At 71.5% G+C, this 16,130-nt stretch carries 17 protein-coding genes; 9 read left to right on the top strand and 8 right to left on the bottom strand.

From position 1 onward, the window contains the following. Positions 1-188 precede the first annotated feature (188 nt). Positions 189-1,148: an SCO0930 family lipoprotein gene (locus ACWD2L_RS03810; protein ID WP_351330886.1), complete on the bottom strand. Its 960-nt coding sequence runs from the start codon at positions 1,146-1,148 to the stop codon at positions 189-191. Positions 1,149-1,400: 252 nt separating this feature from the next. Here ACWD2L_RS03810 and ACWD2L_RS03805 point away from each other — a divergent pair, with 252 nt between their 5' ends. The 4 genes from ACWD2L_RS03805 (at position 1,401) to ACWD2L_RS03790 (ending at position 4,081) form a co-directional block, all read left to right on the top strand. Beyond that, positions 1,401-1,946: a hypothetical protein gene (locus tag ACWD2L_RS03805; protein WP_351330887.1), complete on the top strand. Its 546-nt coding sequence runs from the start codon at positions 1,401-1,403 to the stop codon at positions 1,944-1,946. A 27-nt stretch (positions 1,947-1,973) separates the two neighbouring features. Continuing rightward, positions 1,974-2,735 (top strand): bestrophin-like domain, encoded by a 762-nt coding sequence (locus ACWD2L_RS03800; RefSeq protein ID WP_351330888.1) that lies wholly within the window; start codon positions 1,974-1,976, stop codon positions 2,733-2,735. Positions 2,736-2,892: 157 nt separating this feature from the next. Further along, a complete protein-coding gene (locus ACWD2L_RS03795) occupies positions 2,893-3,405 on the top strand; it encodes a hypothetical protein (protein ID WP_351330889.1) in 513 nt (170 codons plus the stop codon). Between the two features lie 16 nt (positions 3,406-3,421). Then, positions 3,422-4,081, top strand: a complete 660-nt coding sequence (locus tag ACWD2L_RS03790) for a class F sortase (RefSeq protein WP_351330890.1) — start codon at positions 3,422-3,424, stop codon at positions 4,079-4,081. A 7-nt stretch (positions 4,082-4,088) separates the two neighbouring features. Here the strand turns inward: ACWD2L_RS03790 and ACWD2L_RS03785 are convergent, their stop codons facing one another. Next, complete coding sequence (locus tag ACWD2L_RS03785) at positions 4,089-4,913, bottom strand: polysaccharide deacetylase family protein (protein ID WP_351330891.1); 825 nt, start codon at positions 4,911-4,913, stop codon at positions 4,089-4,091. A gap of 99 nt (positions 4,914-5,012) precedes the next feature. On the opposite strand from ACWD2L_RS03785, the gene ACWD2L_RS03780 reads away from it, so the two are divergent. From ACWD2L_RS03780 to ACWD2L_RS03765, 4 genes are all read left to right on the top strand, one after another. Continuing rightward, positions 5,013-5,474, top strand: coding sequence for a universal stress protein (locus ACWD2L_RS03780; protein WP_351330892.1), 462 nt, complete (start codon positions 5,013-5,015; stop codon positions 5,472-5,474). Positions 5,475-5,583: 109 nt separating this feature from the next. Beyond that, positions 5,584-7,005, top strand: coding sequence for an amino acid permease (locus ACWD2L_RS03775; protein WP_351330893.1), 1,422 nt, complete (start codon positions 5,584-5,586; stop codon positions 7,003-7,005). Positions 7,006-7,133: 128 nt separating this feature from the next. After that, on the top strand, positions 7,134-7,670 hold the full coding sequence (locus ACWD2L_RS03770; protein WP_351330894.1) for a sigma-70 family RNA polymerase sigma factor: 537 nt from the start codon (positions 7,134-7,136) through the stop codon (positions 7,668-7,670). A gap of 147 nt (positions 7,671-7,817) precedes the next feature. Further along, on the top strand, positions 7,818-8,339 hold the full coding sequence (locus ACWD2L_RS03765; RefSeq protein WP_451187158.1) for a hypothetical protein: 522 nt from the start codon (positions 7,818-7,820) through the stop codon (positions 8,337-8,339). Positions 8,340-8,353: 14 nt separating this feature from the next. Here ACWD2L_RS03765 and ACWD2L_RS03760 read toward each other — a convergent pair whose 3' ends face one another. From ACWD2L_RS03760 to ACWD2L_RS03745, 4 genes are all read right to left on the bottom strand, one after another. After that, positions 8,354-9,547, bottom strand: coding sequence for a sensor histidine kinase (locus ACWD2L_RS03760; protein ID WP_351330895.1), 1,194 nt, complete (start codon positions 9,545-9,547; stop codon positions 8,354-8,356). Continuing rightward, positions 9,544-11,121, bottom strand: coding sequence for a sodium/solute symporter (locus ACWD2L_RS03755; protein WP_351330896.1), 1,578 nt, complete (start codon positions 11,119-11,121; stop codon positions 9,544-9,546). The genes ACWD2L_RS03760 and ACWD2L_RS03755 overlap by 4 nt, the downstream gene beginning before the upstream one ends. Next, positions 11,118-11,468: a DUF485 domain-containing protein gene (locus ACWD2L_RS03750; protein WP_351330965.1), complete on the bottom strand. Its 351-nt coding sequence runs from the start codon at positions 11,466-11,468 to the stop codon at positions 11,118-11,120. Before ACWD2L_RS03750 ends, ACWD2L_RS03755 begins: the two co-directional genes overlap by 4 nt. A 140-nt stretch (positions 11,469-11,608) precedes the next feature. After that, on the bottom strand, positions 11,609-12,340 hold the full coding sequence (locus ACWD2L_RS03745) for a LytR/AlgR family response regulator transcription factor (RefSeq protein WP_351330897.1): 732 nt from the start codon (positions 12,338-12,340) through the stop codon (positions 11,609-11,611). A gap of 79 nt (positions 12,341-12,419) precedes the next feature. Here ACWD2L_RS03745 and ACWD2L_RS03740 point away from each other — a divergent pair, with 79 nt between their 5' ends. Then, the gene (locus ACWD2L_RS03740; RefSeq protein WP_351330898.1) at positions 12,420-13,076 is read left to right on the top strand and encodes a zf-HC2 domain-containing protein; all 657 of its coding nucleotides are present in this window, start codon (positions 12,420-12,422) and stop codon (positions 13,074-13,076) included. 16 nt (positions 13,077-13,092) lie between these two features. Here the strand turns inward: ACWD2L_RS03740 and ACWD2L_RS03735 are convergent, their stop codons facing one another. Beyond that, complete coding sequence (locus tag ACWD2L_RS03735; RefSeq protein ID WP_351330899.1) at positions 13,093-13,956, bottom strand: Fpg/Nei family DNA glycosylase; 864 nt, start codon at positions 13,954-13,956, stop codon at positions 13,093-13,095. A gap of 13 nt (positions 13,957-13,969) precedes the next feature. Next, a complete protein-coding gene (locus tag ACWD2L_RS03730; RefSeq protein WP_351330900.1) occupies positions 13,970-16,072 on the bottom strand; it encodes a SpoIIE family protein phosphatase in 2,103 nt (700 codons plus the stop codon). Between the last annotated feature and the right edge of the window lie 58 nt (positions 16,073-16,130).

Here is a 16,130-nt window from a genome sequence, read left to right as displayed (position 1 = left end):
TGCCAATCGGCAACGATCAGAAACCATCCCGAAACCTTCTCTTTCCCCGACTTCCCCGACGAAAAGAACCGGCCCGCTCCCTCCACACGGCCTGACCTGGCCATGCGGGGAACGGACCGGCGACGAGCCAATTCCGTTGACGACTCTACTGTGAGCGCCTCACTGAACGCGCTTGCCCCTCCTGGTTGTTACTTCGGAGCGCCTACCGGCTTTCCATTCGGAGCCGCCGCGTACCAAGTACCTCCCACGCCCTGTCCGTTGGTGTCACCTGGCTTTTTGTCGCCCGAGAAGGTGTAGACGGGCCAGCAGTTCAGGGTCTGCTGCTTGGTTCCGTCGGGCCTTGTGAAGGTCATGTATCCCTTCAGTGGAATGTTCCTCGTGTCGTTCTTCGCAACCGGAGCGAGCGCGGGCCACTTCTCGGCGCAGGCGCCGACACAGTTCGACTTGATGGGCCACGCCGAGTCCTTGAGGAAGCGGTAGACCGTCATACCGTTCTTGTCGACGACGACCTCGCCGAGCTTCGGGGCGTTGCGCGTCGACAGGCCTTCGAGGTCGGCGGGCACGGCCCCGGCCTCCTGCTCCGCCTTCTTGTTGGCCTTCTTGCCGTCGGGGGCCGCGGCCCACCAAGTGCCGCCCACGCCCTGGCCCTTGACGTCGCCGGCCTTCTTGTCCATCGCGTAGTGGTACATGGGCCAGCCGTCGACCGTCAGCTGCTTCGTGCCGTCGGCGGCGGTGACCTCGCCGAGCAGCGAGGCGTCGACCCCGGGCGCGGCCTTGGCGCCGCTCGCCGGCACGACCGGCCACGCCTTCAGGCAGGCCGCGTCACAGTTCGACTTGGGCGGTTCGGCGGTGTCCTTGTCGAAGCGGTACAGGGTCATACCGTCGCTGTCGGTGAGCACCTTGCCGAGTTCCTTGCTGTCCCACGAGGCCAGTTGTCCGGCCGACTTGGCCTTGGCGGCGCTCTTGTCGGTGCTGCCCGACGAGCCGTAGCCGTCGGAGGACCCGTAACCGCCCTGCGCGTCGGCCGCGCTGCCCACGTTCTGGCCCGTGGATGCCTGGTCGCCCTGGTCCTGACCGCACGCCGTCGTGAGCGCCAGCAGGGCCGCAGCTGTCGCTACGAGCGAGGCGCTCCGCCAGGAGGTCTTCATCTCAACTCCCGCACATTGCTTGGGTGTTGTGCGATCCGGGGTGGGCCGCACATGGCCCTAGGTACGCGCGGCGGTGACGGCTGTGTTCAATGCGCGGGAAGATTTCTTCGGGTGCGGCAGCGGCCTGCGCCCTGGGGGCGCAGCTCCGGTGGCAGGCCCGCGTACGTCCGCAAACCCGAATGCTCCCGCGCCCCACCATCGGGGCATTCCGGGCCCGTGTCGGCGTGCCGGGGCCCGCCACTGCTCAGGATCATGGTCGTGCATCGAACCAAGCGCTCCGGATCGGCCCTGGTCACCCGCGTCATCGCGGTGCTCGCCACCGCGTGGCTGTGCGGCGCGCCGAGCGCGGCCGCCACCGCCGCACCGGTCGCCGTCCCGGCCGACAACTGCGCGTACGCCTCCGTGGACGGCGGCTCGTCGGGCCACGCGGTGGCGGTCTCCGGCAGCGGCGTCTGCCGCGCGGGCCCCAGCACGCCCCCGCCGAAGAAGCCCGCGCCCAAGCCTCCGCCTCCGAAACCGGCACCCCCGCCACCGCCGCCCCCTCCGCCGACACCGACGCCTCCCCCGCCTCCGCCACCGCCCCCTGCTCCCGAACCACCCCCGAAACCCCGGCCGAAGCCGACGCCGACCCCGACCCATACGAAGCCCCCACCACCAAGTCCGAAGCCGGTGCACTACCCGGCCTACCGCCCGACCGCCCACCGCGCCCCACCGCGCGACGGCCCGTCCCTGGTCACGCTCACCCTGCTCATCACCGCACCCGCGGTGCTCGCTGTCGCCGCACTGCGTCCCCGCTGAACTTGTTGAACATTTGTGGAGTTGTCGATGTCGGAATGGCTTGTTCTCGCCCTCGCGATGCTCGCGGTCTGCGGTGTCGTCCTCGTCGTCCAGGTCCTGCAGCAGCGCAGGATCGGCGATGACGACGATCCGTCCGAGACCCCCGACGTCATCGAGTACATGACGATGATGATCGGCGTGGTCTACGCGATCGTCCTCGGCCTCGCCATCGCGGGTGTCTGGGAGGGCCGCAGCGCGGCCGAGGACCACGTACGCAACGAGGCGCAGGCGCTGCACGAGATCCATGAGCGCGTCCGGGTCTACCCGGCGGACGTACGCGACCGGATTCGCACGGATGTCGACAGGTATGTCAGCCATGTCGTCACCACCGAGTGGAACTCGATGCGCACCAAGGGCGAACTGACCGCGAAGGGCGACGCGCTGCTGAAGACGGTGCGCGAGGACGTCACGGACTTCGAGCCGAAGAACGACTTCCAGGCGCAGGCCTATCAGCCGCTGCTCGACCAGGTGACGGCCGCCGACGAGGCGCGCGGCGCGCGTTCGGACTCGACCGGCGCCACGATGCCGGGCGTCGTCTGGTTCGGCCTGGTCGCCGGCGCCCTGGTCACCATCGGCATGATCTTCGCGCTGCAGATCAGGCGCACCAGGCGCGAGCTGGTCCTCGCCGGGCTCTTCTCGTCCCTGATCGCGTTCCTGCTCTTCCTGATCTGGGACCTCGACGCCCCGTACAGCCGGGGCGTCGCGGCCACGGCGGAACCCTTCCTGATGCTGTTCCCCGGCGCCCACTGACCGGAAGCCACCTGACCGGCCCACACGTGTGCCCCGTTCGTACGACACGGATCGCGGCCGTACGGGGGTGTCCTTAGCGTTTCCGGCATCGAGGTGCCCGTCCCCTGCGCGCGGAACCGATCCGCTGCCGCTCCTCGTGAACTCCGGAGGAACCCCCATGCACGCGATACGTGCCGCATCCGCCGTTGCGCTCTCGCTGGCCGCTCTGACCTTGACCGCACCGTCGGCCGCTGCCGAGGACCCGGGCCCTGGCTCGTTCCGGCCGAGCATCTCCCCCACCACGATCGCCGCGGGCGGCACGGTGTCCCTGTCGGCCACCGGCTGCGAGGGAGTTACCGAGGTTTCGGCCGAGGTGTTCGCCACCGTCACGATTCCGCCCCGGCAGGGCCCTCACCCCGCGAAGGTGGACTGGGACGCGAAACAGGGCAACACCTACCCCGTGACGTTCATCTGCAACGGCGGCAAACCCCACACGGCCCAGCTCACCATCGCCACCGGCCGCCCCGACGCCTCCCCCAGCCCCGTCCCGCAGGGCGTCAAGGCCGGGATCGGTGGCAGTGCCGGAGGGCTCGATCTGCAGGAGGTCGCCCTCGGTGGCGCCCTGATCGCGGGCGCGCTCGGCACCGCATACGTCGTGGCCCGCCGCCGCACCGGCGACAAGCGCGCCTGACCCGCCCCGCCACCCCATGTCGAACTGGCGCTTCGCGGACGAGGAACGGCCCAGAAGGCGCGCCCCGTGGGGCGTGCTCGCACTGGTGCTGCTCACGGGGCTCGCGCTCGTCCGCAGCGGGTCGGGGCAGGTCGACTCCGGCCCCCCGCAGCCCGCCTCCGCCGCGACCGCCGAACGGCGCACCCCCGAGCAGGCGCGGGCGGAGGCCGTCCGTCCGCTGCCCTTCTCGCCGGTCGAGCGGGTCCGGGTTCCGGCGATCCGGGTCGACGCCCCGGTGGCGGAGGTCGGCCTGGACGCGGAGGGCTGGATCGACGCGCCGCCGCCCGAGGAGGCGAACCTGGCGGGCTGGTTCACGGGGGCCGCGGCGCCAGGTGAGCGGGGCACCGCGGTCGTCGTGGGCCATGTCGACAACGCGCGCGGCCCCGCCGTCTTCTACGGCCTGGGCTCACTGCACGAGGGCCACCACGTGGAGATCCGGCGCAAGGACGGCAGGACGGCCGTCTTCCGGGTCTACGGGGTCGAGGTGTTCGCGAAGTCCCGCTTTCCGGGGCGCAAGGTCTACCGCTCGCGCGGCACGCCGGAGCTGCGGCTCATCACGTGTGGCGGCCACTTTTCGAAGCGCGACGGATATGAGGGCAACGTCGTGGCGTTCGCCCGCCTGGTGTCGACGCGCTGAGGCCATGTCACACCCCGTAGGGGCGCGGCACCGTCATCCGGTATCCCGCGTCGAGCAAGCGTGGCAAATAGGTACGCACCGCCGTGAGCGTCTGGGAGCGGTCGCCTCCCGCGTCGTGGTTGAGCACGATCACGCCGGGCGCGGCTCGGTGCACCACTCGCGAGATCACCGTCGGGGCTCCGGGGTTGTCCCAGTCGAGCGAGTCCACGGTCCAGGCCAGCGGCTCCATGCCGAGTTCGGAACCCAGCTCGAAGACGTTCCGGTTCCACGCTCCGTAGGGTGCCCGGAACCAGAGCGGCGGCTCGCCGATGGTCCGCTCGACGAGCTCGCTGGTGCGCTCGATCTCGGCACGGATCCGCGTCCGGTCCAGCTTCAGGAGCAGGGGGTGCGTCCAGGTGTGGTTGCCGATGACGTGTCCTTCGCCGGCCATCCTGCGCAGCAGGTCGGGGCTCTCCCGCGCCCTGTCACCGCACACGAGGAACGTCGCGCGCACGTCGTGCTCGCGCAGGATCCGCAGGATCTCGGGGGTGTACGCGGGGTCGGGCCCGTCGTCGAAGGTGAGCGCCATGGCGCGGTCGCCGGGCTCGGTGTCCAGCCTCAGGACGGGCTCGGTGCGCACCTTCAGTGCCGCGCGCCGCGGGCCGCCGGGACCGGCCATCGGGCGCAGCCGGTACGTGGACGGTTCGCGCACGGGACGGGCGGCCCCGCCCGCCGGGGCCGGGGCGGCGAGCTGCCGGTCGGGGCCGGTACAACCGGTGAGCGCGGCGAGTCCGACGACGGTGAAGCCGCGCAGCAACGCGCGCCGTCCGGGGGTGTCCTGATGCTTTGTCATGATTGATGCGTGACACGGCACGCGGGCGCCGCGCACGGAACCACCGGATGGGACGCGGGAAAGCACCTGATCGGCGGCTTCTCGGTTAACCTCTGCCGCGTGACCGAAGATCAGCCACATCAGTTCGAACGCGGCACCGACGGACCGAAAGTGATCGTCGTCGGCGTCGACGGTTCCGATTCCTCGTTCCGCGCGGCGGCCTACGCGGGGGGCCTGGCCCGCAGGCAGCGGGCGCTGCTCGCCGTGGTCTATGTGCAGCCCCTGATCACGGGCGGGGCCGCGCTCGGGGTACCCGTCGCCGAGACGACCGACGAGATCGCGGAGGGGCTCATCGCCTACATCCGCGAGGCCACGGAGCGGGTCAAGGGCATATACGACGTGCGCTGGGAGTTCCACACCTTCCGCGGCGACCCGTTCAACGGTCTGGTCACGGCCGCCGACGAGTTGACGGCGGACGCGGTGGTGGTCGGCGCGTCGGAGCAGGCGGGTCACCGCATCGTCGGCTCGGTCGCCGTACGTCTGGTGAAGGCGGGCCGCTGGCCGGTCACGGTCGTCCCGTAAAGATTTCCGTGGGTGCCTCTACGGCGCTGCTGTCTTCCGAACCCGCTGCCACAGGGGCATCATGATCGGCCGTCAGCCGTCGTCGCAGCAGCGAAGAGGTGAGGTCCCCATGGCCGTCCCCCCAAAGATCTCGAGAGGGCATGGCGTACTGCGCCGCAAGCCCATCGAGCAGATCGAGGACACGGAGTCCGGAGGGAAGCTCACCCGTTCGCTCGGCCTGTGGCAGCTCACCTCGATCGGTGTCGGCGGCATCATCGGCGCAGGCATCTTCACCCTCGCCGGCACCGTCGCGAACGGCACGGCGGGGCCCGCGGTCCTCGTCTCGTTCCTCATCGCGGGCATCGCGAGCGCGGCGGCCGCGCTGTCGTACGCGGAGTTCGCCGGGATGATCCCGAAAGCCGGGTCCGCGTACACGTACGGCTACGCGGTGCTCGGTGAGCTCGTCGGCTGGTTCATCGGCTGGGACCTGCTCCTGGAGTACACGGCGATCGTCGCGGTCGTCGCGATCGGCATCTCCGGCTACTTCAGCTTCCTGCTGGGCGAGATGGGACTCGACCTTCCCAGCTGGATGCTGGGCGCGCCGGGCACCGGCAGCGGCCACAAGGTCGACCTGTTCGCCGCCGCGCTGTGTCTGCTCATCGCGTGGCTGCTGAACATGGGCATGAAGAACGCGGCCCGCTTCGAGACCTTCGTGGTCGTGCTCAAGGTCCTCGTGGTGCTGCTCGTCATCGGCGTCGGCGTCTTCCACATCAACTCGGGCAACTACACGCCGTTCTTCCCGTTCGGCGTCAGCGGAGCGTTCACCGGCGCCGCCACGGTCTTCTTCGCGGTCTTCGGCTACGACGCCATGTCGACGGCGGCCGAGGAGTCGAAGGACGCGCAGCGCCACATGCCGAAGGCAATCATCTACTCGCTCATCATCTCGATGATCCTTTACGTGCTTGCCTGCCTGGTCCTGACCGGCATGCAGAACTACAAGGACATCGACCCGGAGAGCGGATTCTCGACCGCGTTCAAGTCGGTGGGCCTGGGCGGCCTCGCGGACGTCATCGCGGTGGGCGCGATCATCGGCATCCTCACCGTGATGTTCACGTTCATGCTGGGCGTCACGCGCGTGTGGTTCGCCATGTCGCGCGACGGTCTGCTGCCGAAGTGGTTCGCGAAGACCCACCCGACGCGGAACGTGCCGACCCGTGTGACGTGGATCGTCGGCTTCTGCTCCGCCGCCATCGCCGGTTTCCTGCCGATCGGCGAGGCGGCCGAACTCACCAACATCGGGATCCTGTTGGCGTTCGTCGTGGTCTGTGTGGCGATCATCGTGCTGCGCTACCGTCAGCCGGAGCTGCCGCGCACCTTCCGCACGCCGGCCATGCCGTTCGTGCCCGCCGTGGGCATCGTCTTCTCGATCTGGCTGATCACGTTCCTGCAGTGGCAGACGTGGGTGCGGTTCGCCGTGTGGTTCCTGATCGGTCTGGTCATCTACTTCACCTACTCCTACAAAAAGTCCGAATTGGCCCGCACATCCGACTGATTCCGCACTGGCCACCGGGGCTCCGCCCGTCCCGCTCACCGCACCGCTCGTCGAGGGCTTCGCCCCGCCCGCCGCAGATCCCCGCGCGTCCCCTGGGCGCGCGGGACGGGCTGCGTTGGCATACGCCCATGACGACGGCGCTCACGACACCCACGACGACGGAGGAGGACCTCGCCCAGGTCCAGCGGGAGCACGGCGGTCCGCTCTTCTCGTTCCTGCTGCGCCTGTGCGACGGTGACGCCCAGCGCGCGGAGGACCTGGTCCAGGAGACGTACGTACGCGCCTGGCAGCATCCGGAGGCCCTCGACCCACGCTACGAGTCGGTGCGGCCCTGGCTGTTCACGGTCGGGCGGCGGCTCGCCATCGACGCCCGCAGGGCGCGGCTCTCGCGGCCCGCAGAGGTGGGCGACGCCGTCCTGGAGAACGCCCGGGTGTGCGCGGACCACGCGGAGCGCTCGGCGGCCGCTCTCGACGTGCGGGAGGCGGTGGCGACCCTCTCCCCCGAACACCGTGCCGTCCTGCTCGAGGTCTACTTCAAGGGCGCCAGTGTGTCGGAGGCCGCACACGCGCTCAACATTCCCACCGGTACGGTGAAGTCCCGTGCGTATTACGCGTTGCGGGCGTTGCGGCGCGTCCTTCCGGGTTACGCATCCGACCTGCGGTGAAACCGTAGGCCGGGTCAAGCATCGGTAAAGCGCCTTGCTCCGCACCCCCTTTCCTCGGTTGAGTAATCCGCTGTCCTCCCCGTTGAGTTGAGGCGGGTGGGTCCGGGGGCCGAAGCAGCACGCGGACCGGAGGAAGGCAGGAAGGCGATGCGGTACGGGAGCGATGAGGGCACGGACGGCATGTCCGGCGCCGAGGGTGGACCGGGCGGCGGACTCGTCGTCCCCATGGCGTGGTTGTACGCGGAATACATCGCGGACGAGTTGCTGCGGACGGGCGACCTGATGCCGCCCACGTCCTTCGAGTTCAAGGCGGGCCGTGACGCGCTCGCGCTGACGATCTTCCTGTCCGACGCGGGCGACGAACTCTCCGGGATCCGCGTCGTGTCCCAACTGGAGAACTGGCTGTCGCTGACGGCGTACGACCAGCCGTGGCAGTCGTGGGTACGGGACCGCTTCGCGGAGCGGCTCGACCGGGACGCGAGGGCCCGGCGGCCCTCGCCCGACCTGCTGCTCGCCGAGGCGGCGTGGAGATGGCTGGAGGAGACGGAGCTGCTCGCCCCCGACCTGGACGCGGTGCCCGTGCCGGACGAGGAGGACGGGCCGCAGGTGTGGACACCTGCGTGGCAACTCGGCTTACCGCTCGGCCACTTGGCGATTTCGCTTTTCTGAGCGGGCCGCGGACCCTACGGCGCGTACACGCCCGCCCGGTACTTCGGGATCCGGATCGTGATCTTCATGCCCGCGCCCTCCGCGGTCTCGATCACCAGGCCGTACGCGTCGCCGAAGACCTGGCGCAGGCGTTCGTCGACGTTGGAGAGGCCGATGCCGTGGCCCTGGCCGCCCTCGCCGCGCAGGATCGCCCGGAGTTCGCCGGGGTTCATGCCGACGCCGTCGTCCTCGATGACGACCTCGGCCTCGGCGCCCGCGTCGGTGGCGCCGATCGAGATGCGGCTGCGGGCGGCGGCGCCCTCCAGGCCGTGCTTGACCGCGTTCTCGACGAGCGGCTGGAGGCACAGGAACGGCAGCGTCACCGGCAGGACCTCCGGGGCGATCTGCAGGGTGACGGAGAGGCGGTCGCCGAAGCGGGCGCGGACGAGGGCCAAGTACTGGTCGATGGAGTGCAGTTCGTCGGCGAGCGTCGTGAAGTCGCCGTGCCGGCGGAAGGAGTAGCGGGTGAAGTCGGCGAATTCCAGCAGGAGTTCGCGGGCCCGCTCGGGGTCCGTGCGGACGAACGAGGCGATCGCCGCGAGGGAGTTGAAGATGAAGTGCGGTGAGATCTGCGCGCGCAGCGCCTTGATCTCCGCCTCGATGAGGCGGGTGCGGGAGCGGTCCAGCTCGGCGAGTTCGAGCTGGACCGAGACCCAGCGGGCGACCTCGTCGGTGGCGCGGGCCAGCACCGCGGACTCCCGGGCCGCGTAGGCGACGACGGCACCGAGCACCCGGCCGTCCGCGACCACGGGCGCCGCCACCGCCCACCCCAGCGGGCAGTCGTCGTCTCCGCATCCGCAGTCGAACGCGGCGCTGCGGCCTCCCGTGAGCACCGTGTCGACGCGCTCCATCACCTGGGCGGCGTGGGCGTGTTCGGCTGCCCCGTCCCACGCGAGGACCGTGGAGCGGTTGGTGACGGCGAGGGCGTCAGTGCCGAGCAGCGTACGCAGGCGGCGCGCGGACTTGCGGGCGGTGTCCTCGGTGAGCCCCGCACGCAGCGCGGGGGCGGCGAGCGAGGCGGTGTGCAGGGTCTCGAAGGTGGCGCGCTCCACGGGCGTGCCGACGTCGCTGCGCCCATCGGGGTGCGCGGTGCGCCGTCCGAGCAGGAACCCTGCGCCGAGCAGGACGGGGCACAGGGCGATGAGAACCGCGGTGACGGTACCGCTCACTGCGACCCGCCTCCCGTCTCCCCCGCACGTGCCCGCGACGTCCGGCCGTCCAGTCCCTCGCGGCCCCGCCCGGCCGCGCCCAGCGACTCGGGGAGGTGCAGGCGCGTCATCGTCGCCGTCGTGTGCGGCGGGATCGCGGCCCGCGTGGCCAGGGACACGAGGATCATCGCGAGGAAGCCGACCGGCACCGACCACACGGCCGGCCAGGCCAGCAGCGTGTGCAGCCAGCCCGAGGTGTCCGGCCCTGCCACCGTCAGCGTCACCGCCACCAGGGCCGAGCCGCCCCCGAGGAACAGGCCCGCGAGCGCGCCGGGCGGGGTGAGGCGGCGCCACCAGATGCCCAGGATGAGCAGGGGGCAGAACGAGGACGCCGACACCGCGAACGCCATGCCGACCGCGTCCGCGACCGGCACCCCGTCCACCAGGAGCGCCCCGCCGAGCGGCATCGCGATCGCGAGCAGCACGGCGAGCCGGAAGTGCCGTACGCCGCGCGCCTGCAGCACGTCCTGGCTGACGACTCCTGCGACCGCCATGGTCAGCCCCGACGCGGTGGACAGGAACGCCGCGAACGCGCCGCCCGCGACCAGTGCGCCCAGGAGGTCGCCCGCCACCCCGTCGAAGACGCGCCCCGGCAGCAGCAGCACGGTGGCGTCGGCGTCCTGGGTGGCGGTGAGTTCGGGCGCGTACAGGCGGCCCAGCCAGCCGTACACGGGCGGCAGCAGGTAGAAGAGGCCGATCAGTGAGAGGACCACGACGGTGGTGCGGCGGGCCGCGCGGCCGTTGGGGCTGGTGTAGAAGCGGACGACGACGTGCGGCAGGCCCATGGTGCCGAGGAACGTGGCCATGATCAGGCCGTACGTGGCGTAGAGCGGGTGGTCGGCGCGGCTGGTGGCGAGCGGCCGGCCCGCGCCGACGCCGGCGGTCGGCGGGGTGAGGGTCGCGGCCTCCGGTGGCGGGGCGCCCTGGCCGTGCCAGGCCAGCAGGAGGAAGAAGGCGGGCACCAGGAGGGCCGTGAGCTTGAGCCAGTACTGGAAGGCCTGGACGAAGGTGATCGAGCGCATGCCGCCTGCCGCGACCGCGAGGACCACGACCGCGGCGACGAGCGTCGCGCCGAACCAGCGGGGCGCACCCGTGAGGATCTGGAGCGTGAGCCCCGCGCCCTGGAGCTGGGGCACCAGGTACAGCCAGCCCGCCCCGACCACGAACAGGCTGACCACGCGCCGCACCTGGCGGGATTCGAGGCGTCCTTCGGCGAAGTCGGGCAGCGTGTACGCGCCCGAGCGGCGCAGCGGGGCCGCGACGAAGACGAGCAGGACCAGGTAGCCGGCCGTGTAGCCGACCGAGTACCAGAGCATGTCCGGGCCGTGGATGAGGAGCAGGCCCGCGATGCCGAGGAAGGACGCGGCCGAGAGGTACTCGCCGCTGATCGCCGCCGCGTTGAGGCGGGGGCCCACCGTGCGGGACGCGACGTAGAAGTCGGACGTCGTGCGGGAGACGCGCAGGCCGAAGCCGCCGATGAGGACGGTGGCGAGGACGACGACGGCCACCGCGGGGATCGCGTACGCCTCGTTCACGGCGTTCCATGGTCGTGCGCGTCGGCCGGGCGGCCGCGTACGAGGTCGGCGAAGTCGCGTTCGTTGCGCTCGGCGCGGCGGACGTACCACCAGGCGATGAGCACGAGGAACGGGTAGCAGCCGAAGCCGAGGACGAGCCATTGGACGGGGGCGTTGCGCAGGGCGCCGAAGAAGAGGGGGAGGGCGGCGACGGGGACGGCGAGGAGCATGAACGCGGTGATTCCGGCGCGGAGTTGGCTGCGCATGAGGGAGCGGACGTAGGCGGCGCCGAGTGTGGTTTGTTCGTCGATCTCCCACTGCGTGCGGGGGCCTGCCGGGCCGGGGGGTCGGCGGGGTTCGCCGGTCACGGTTTCGCGTTGCGGGGGATCGTGCACGGGCGGAGTTTAGGCAGGTGGGGTTGGATCGGGGAAGGGGTGGCTCGCGGTTCCACGGGGGTGCGGTCGCGGGGCGCTGCCCCGGACCCCGCTGCTCAATCGCCGCAGGGGCTTCAGTGGCGCATCAGTAGTTCTCTCACTCGGCTTGCGTGGCGGCGGCTCACCGGGATCTCCGCCGTGCCGATCCGGACCGTCATTCCCGCGCCGTCGAGGCGGAGTTCGTCGATGCGGTGGAGGGCGACGAGGTGGCTGCGGTGGACGCGGACGAAGCCGAGTTCCTGCCAGCGTTCCTCCAGGGTGCTGAGCGGTATCCGTACCAGGTGGCTGACGCCGTCGTCCGTGTGCAGGCGCGCGTAGTCGCCCTGCGCCTCGGCGTAGGTGATGTCGGCGATGGCCACGAGCCGGGTGATGCCGCCGAGTTCGACGGGGATGCGGTCGGCGACGGTGGCCGGCGGCGCGCTGCTCGCGAGGCGTTCGGTGACCCGGCTGACGGCCTCCGCGAGGCGCTCGCGGCGCACCGGCTTGAGGACGTAGTCGACGGCCTTCAGGTCGAAGGCCTTGACCGCGAAGTCCTCGTGGGCGGTGACGAAGACGACGAGTGGCGGGCGGGCGAAGCCTGCGAGGAGGCGTGCCACGTCGAGGCCTGTCAGGCCCGCCATTTGGATGTCGAGGAAGAGGACGTCGATCGCGCCGTCCCCGCCCTCGAGTGCGCGGCCGATGCGGCGCAGCGCCTCGTTGGCGTCGGTGGCGCCCTCGGCGGTGCGGACGCGCGGATCGGCCCGCAAGAGGTACAGGAGTTCGGCGAGGGCGGGTTCCTCGTCGTCGACGGCCAGTGCGCGCAGCATGCGGCGGAGTGTAATCGCGCGGTCGCTTGAATGAATCAGCCGCCTCCTGCGTACCGGTAACCGACAGCAGGAGGAAGGCATGTGGTCCCTGGAACGGCATCGCGACGTAGGCGCCTACGCGCTCGGGGTTCTCGACCCCGCGGAACGCTTCCGCTTCGAGGACCACCTGCCCGAGTGCGCCACGTGCGCGGCCCTGGTCGGTGAACTGGCGCCCACGACGGGCGCGTTGGCGCTGTACGCGCGGGCGACGCCGCCGTGCGTGGAGGTGCTGGCGCGTCCGGCTCCGAACCTTCTCGACCGGTCCGTTGACCGGCTCGGGGCGCTGCACCGCAGGGCGCGGCGCCGGCTGTGGGGTGCGGCCGTCGCGGCGGTGCTCGTGCTCGCGGCGGCGGGGCAGGGAGTCGCGATGGTCACCGGGGTCGGTGCGGGCCCATCCCGGCACACGGCGACCTTGAGCGGGCACGACAACGGGAGCGGTGTGGCGGCGACGGTGACGGCGGACGACCAGGACTGGGGCACGCAAGTGGGCCTGGACGTCCGGGATCCGGGCGGGCCGCGGGTGTGCGAGCTGGTCGCGGTGGGCCGGGACGGCTCGGAGCAGACGGTGGCGACGTGGACGGTGCGCGGGGACCCGGTGACACTGGACGGCGGGGTGGCGGCGCGGCCCGCGGACCTCGCGCGGTTCGAGGTGCGGGCGGCGGACGGACGGCCGCTGCTGTCGCTCCCCATGCGCTGAGCGACTGGCCGAGCCGCTACTTGAGCAGCCTCGACATCCTGCGGTCCGCGAGCGGCTTGCCGCCCGTCTGACAGGTCGGGCAGTACTGGAGCGCGCTGTCGCTGAAGCTGACCTCGCGGACCGTGTCCCCGCACACGGGGCACTTCTCCCCGGCCCGTCCGTGCACGCGAAGCCCGCTCTTCTTCTCGGCCTTGAGCTTCCCGGCGGCGACTCCACGGGAACGCTCGACGGCATCGGTCAGTGTCGTCCGCATCGCCTCGTACAGGGTGTGCACGTCCTCGGCGCCCAGCCCGGCCGTCGGCTTGAACGGTGACATGCGGGCGGCGTGCAGGATCTCGTCGCTGTAGGCGTTGCCGATGCCCGCGATGAGTGACTGGTCGCGCAGGGCGCCCTTGATCTGGCGCCGCTCCCCCTTCAGCAGGCGCGCGAAGGCCGCCTCGTCGAAGTCGTCCGCGAGCGGGTCGGGGCCGAGGCGGACGATGCCGGGGACATCGCCGGGGTCCCGGACCACGTACACGGCGAGTTTCTTCGTGGTGCCGGCCTCGGTGAGGTCGAAGCCCTCGCCGGTCTCCAGGGCGACGCGCAGCGCGAGCGGTCCCTTGCCGGGCTTCGGAGGGCCGTCGGGCAGCCGCTCCTTCCACTGCAGCCAGCCCGCGCGGGCCAGATGCGTGACCAGGTGGGGCCCGCCCTCGGTGCTCACGTCCAGGAACTTGCCGTGCCGCGCCACGGCCGCGACCGTGCGGCCCTCCAGGGCGGTGAGCGGCGGGTCGTACGTCTTCAGGACGCTCACCGCGACCGGCAGGACGCGCACGATGTCGCGGCCCACCAGGTGCTCGGTGAGGAAGTCCTTGAGCGCTTCGACCTCGGGGAGCTCCGGCATGTCCTCCAGCCTCTCACCCGCGCGCGGGCACCACGAATTCGCACCAGACGCATTTGCCCGCGCCGCGTGCCTCCACGCCCCACACGTCGGCGAGCTGGTCGACGAGGAACAGTCCGCGTCCCGAGACGCCGTCCTCGCCCGCCTCGCGGCGGCGCGGCAGGGCGCTGGAGGTGTCCTCCACGTCGACCCTGAGTCGGCGGTCGGCGCCGGTGAGGACGCGCAGGGTGACGATCGCGGGTCCTTCGGTGTGCAAGAGGGCGTTGGTGATCATCTCGTCGGCGACGAGTTCGATCTCGTCGGCGCTCTCCGTCGCTCCCCAGGCGCGGACGGCGTGCCGGACCATGTGGCGGGCGGCCGTGAGCGCCTCCGGGTCGCCCGGCGGCACGTGTTCGGTGAGCCGGCCGCCGCGCTGCACCGCGCCCGCGCCGCGGCGGCGCAGGAGCAGCAGCGCCACGTCGTCCTCGACGTCGCGTTCCTCGCACGAAGCGACGAGCCGGTCGGCGAGTTCGTCGAGGTCGTCGGGCCCCGTACCGATCAGGGTGGTGAGGTCCTGGAGCCCGTCGGCGAGGTCGGTACCGGGCTGTTCGACGAGCCCGTCGGTGCACAGCACCAGCGCCTCACCGGGGTCGAGTTCGGCGGTGGTCACGGGGTATTCGAGCCGCCCGAACTCGGCGGACAGGCCGAGCGGGAGCCCGCCCTCCACCGGCAGCCTGTGGCAGTTGCCGCCGGGCAGGCGGAGCAACGGGTCGAGGTGTCCGGCCCGTACGAGCTGGACGACGCCGGTCGACAGGTCGGCCTCCGCGTACAGACAGGTCGCGAAGCGGTCGGTGTCGAGTTCGTGCAGGAAGGAGGAGGCGCGGGCGATGACGGTGGCGGGTGTGTGGCCCTCGGCGGCGTAGGCGCGCAGCACGATGCGCAGCTGCCCCATGACGGCGGCGGCGTGCGTGTCGTGTCCCTGTACGTCGCCGATGACCACGCCGACGCGGCCGCCGGGCAGCGGGATCACGTCGTACCAGTCGCCGCCGATGTCCCGGCCGAGGGAGGCCGCGCGGTAGCGCACGGCGAGGTCGGCGCCCGGCACGTCGGGGATGGTGCGCGGCAGCATGGCCTGTTGCAGGCCCTGGGCGAGGTCCTTCTCCTGCTCGTAGAACATGGCGCGCTGGAGGCTCTGCGCGATGCTGCTGCCGAGCGCGACCATGACGTTGCGCTCGGATTCCGTGAAGCCCTGGCGGTCGTGGAAGAGCAGGCCGACCACGCCGATGGGCTTGGCCTGCGCGATGAGCGGCAGGTAGGCGGCCGAGGTGATCTGCATGTGGGTGAGCCGCGCCCACAGCTCGGGGTACTGGGCGGCGAACTCCTGCGGCGACCCGATGAAGCGGGGCTGGAGGGTGCGCACGGCCTCGCTCATCGGGTACGGGTCGTCGACGCGGGTGGCGTGGATGCCCGGCACGAACGCACCCTCGGGGCCCTCGGCGACGAGGTGGATGCGCCCGGCTCTGACGAGGCCCATGACGAAGCTGGTCGCGCCGCGGTGGTCGACGCCGTGGGTGTCGCGCAGCACGTCGATGACGTCCTGGACGGTGCGGGCGTGCGCGAGGGCGGCCGTCGTGTACTGCACGATGCCGGTGTCGCCGTGCCGGAGGACGCGCCGGGCATCGCGCTCGGCCTGCACGGTGGCGTCGTTCAGTTCGTCGGTGGCGTCGCGGACGATGCCCAGGATGCGGCGCGGTCGGCCCTGCTCGTCGCGGCGGATGTAGCCGCGGGTGTGGGTCCAGCGCATCTCGCCCGTGCGGGTGCGGATGCGGAAGTACGTTCCGTAGGTCTCGTCGCCGCTCTTGAGAGCCCGGGACACGAGGGCGTCGAGCCGTCCGCCCTCACTGGGCGGAACCCGCAGGCCGAGGGTGGTCGGCCGGTCGTCGTACTCCTCCGGAAGGATGTCGAAGACCTCGTGGGCCTGGCTGTCCATGGCCATGAGCCCCGTGTCGAGGTCCCATTCGAAGCTGCCCATGCGCAGGCCGCGGCCGTACGCTTCCAGAAAACCCCGCGAGGAGTCCTCCGGGCTCTCCCCTCCTGGGGCGTTCCCGGACTCCTCGCCGCCCCCGTCACCCGCGCCCATGATCCCCACGCTAGGGCGAGCCCCCGTCGCCCGCACGTCAGACCCTTGCCGCGCGGCG

The sequence above is a fragment of the Streptomyces sp. NPDC002754 genome, from assembly GCF_053592315.1.
Note: the sequence above shows the minus strand (reverse complement) of the source record. Positions and strands in the feature narration are given on the sequence as shown.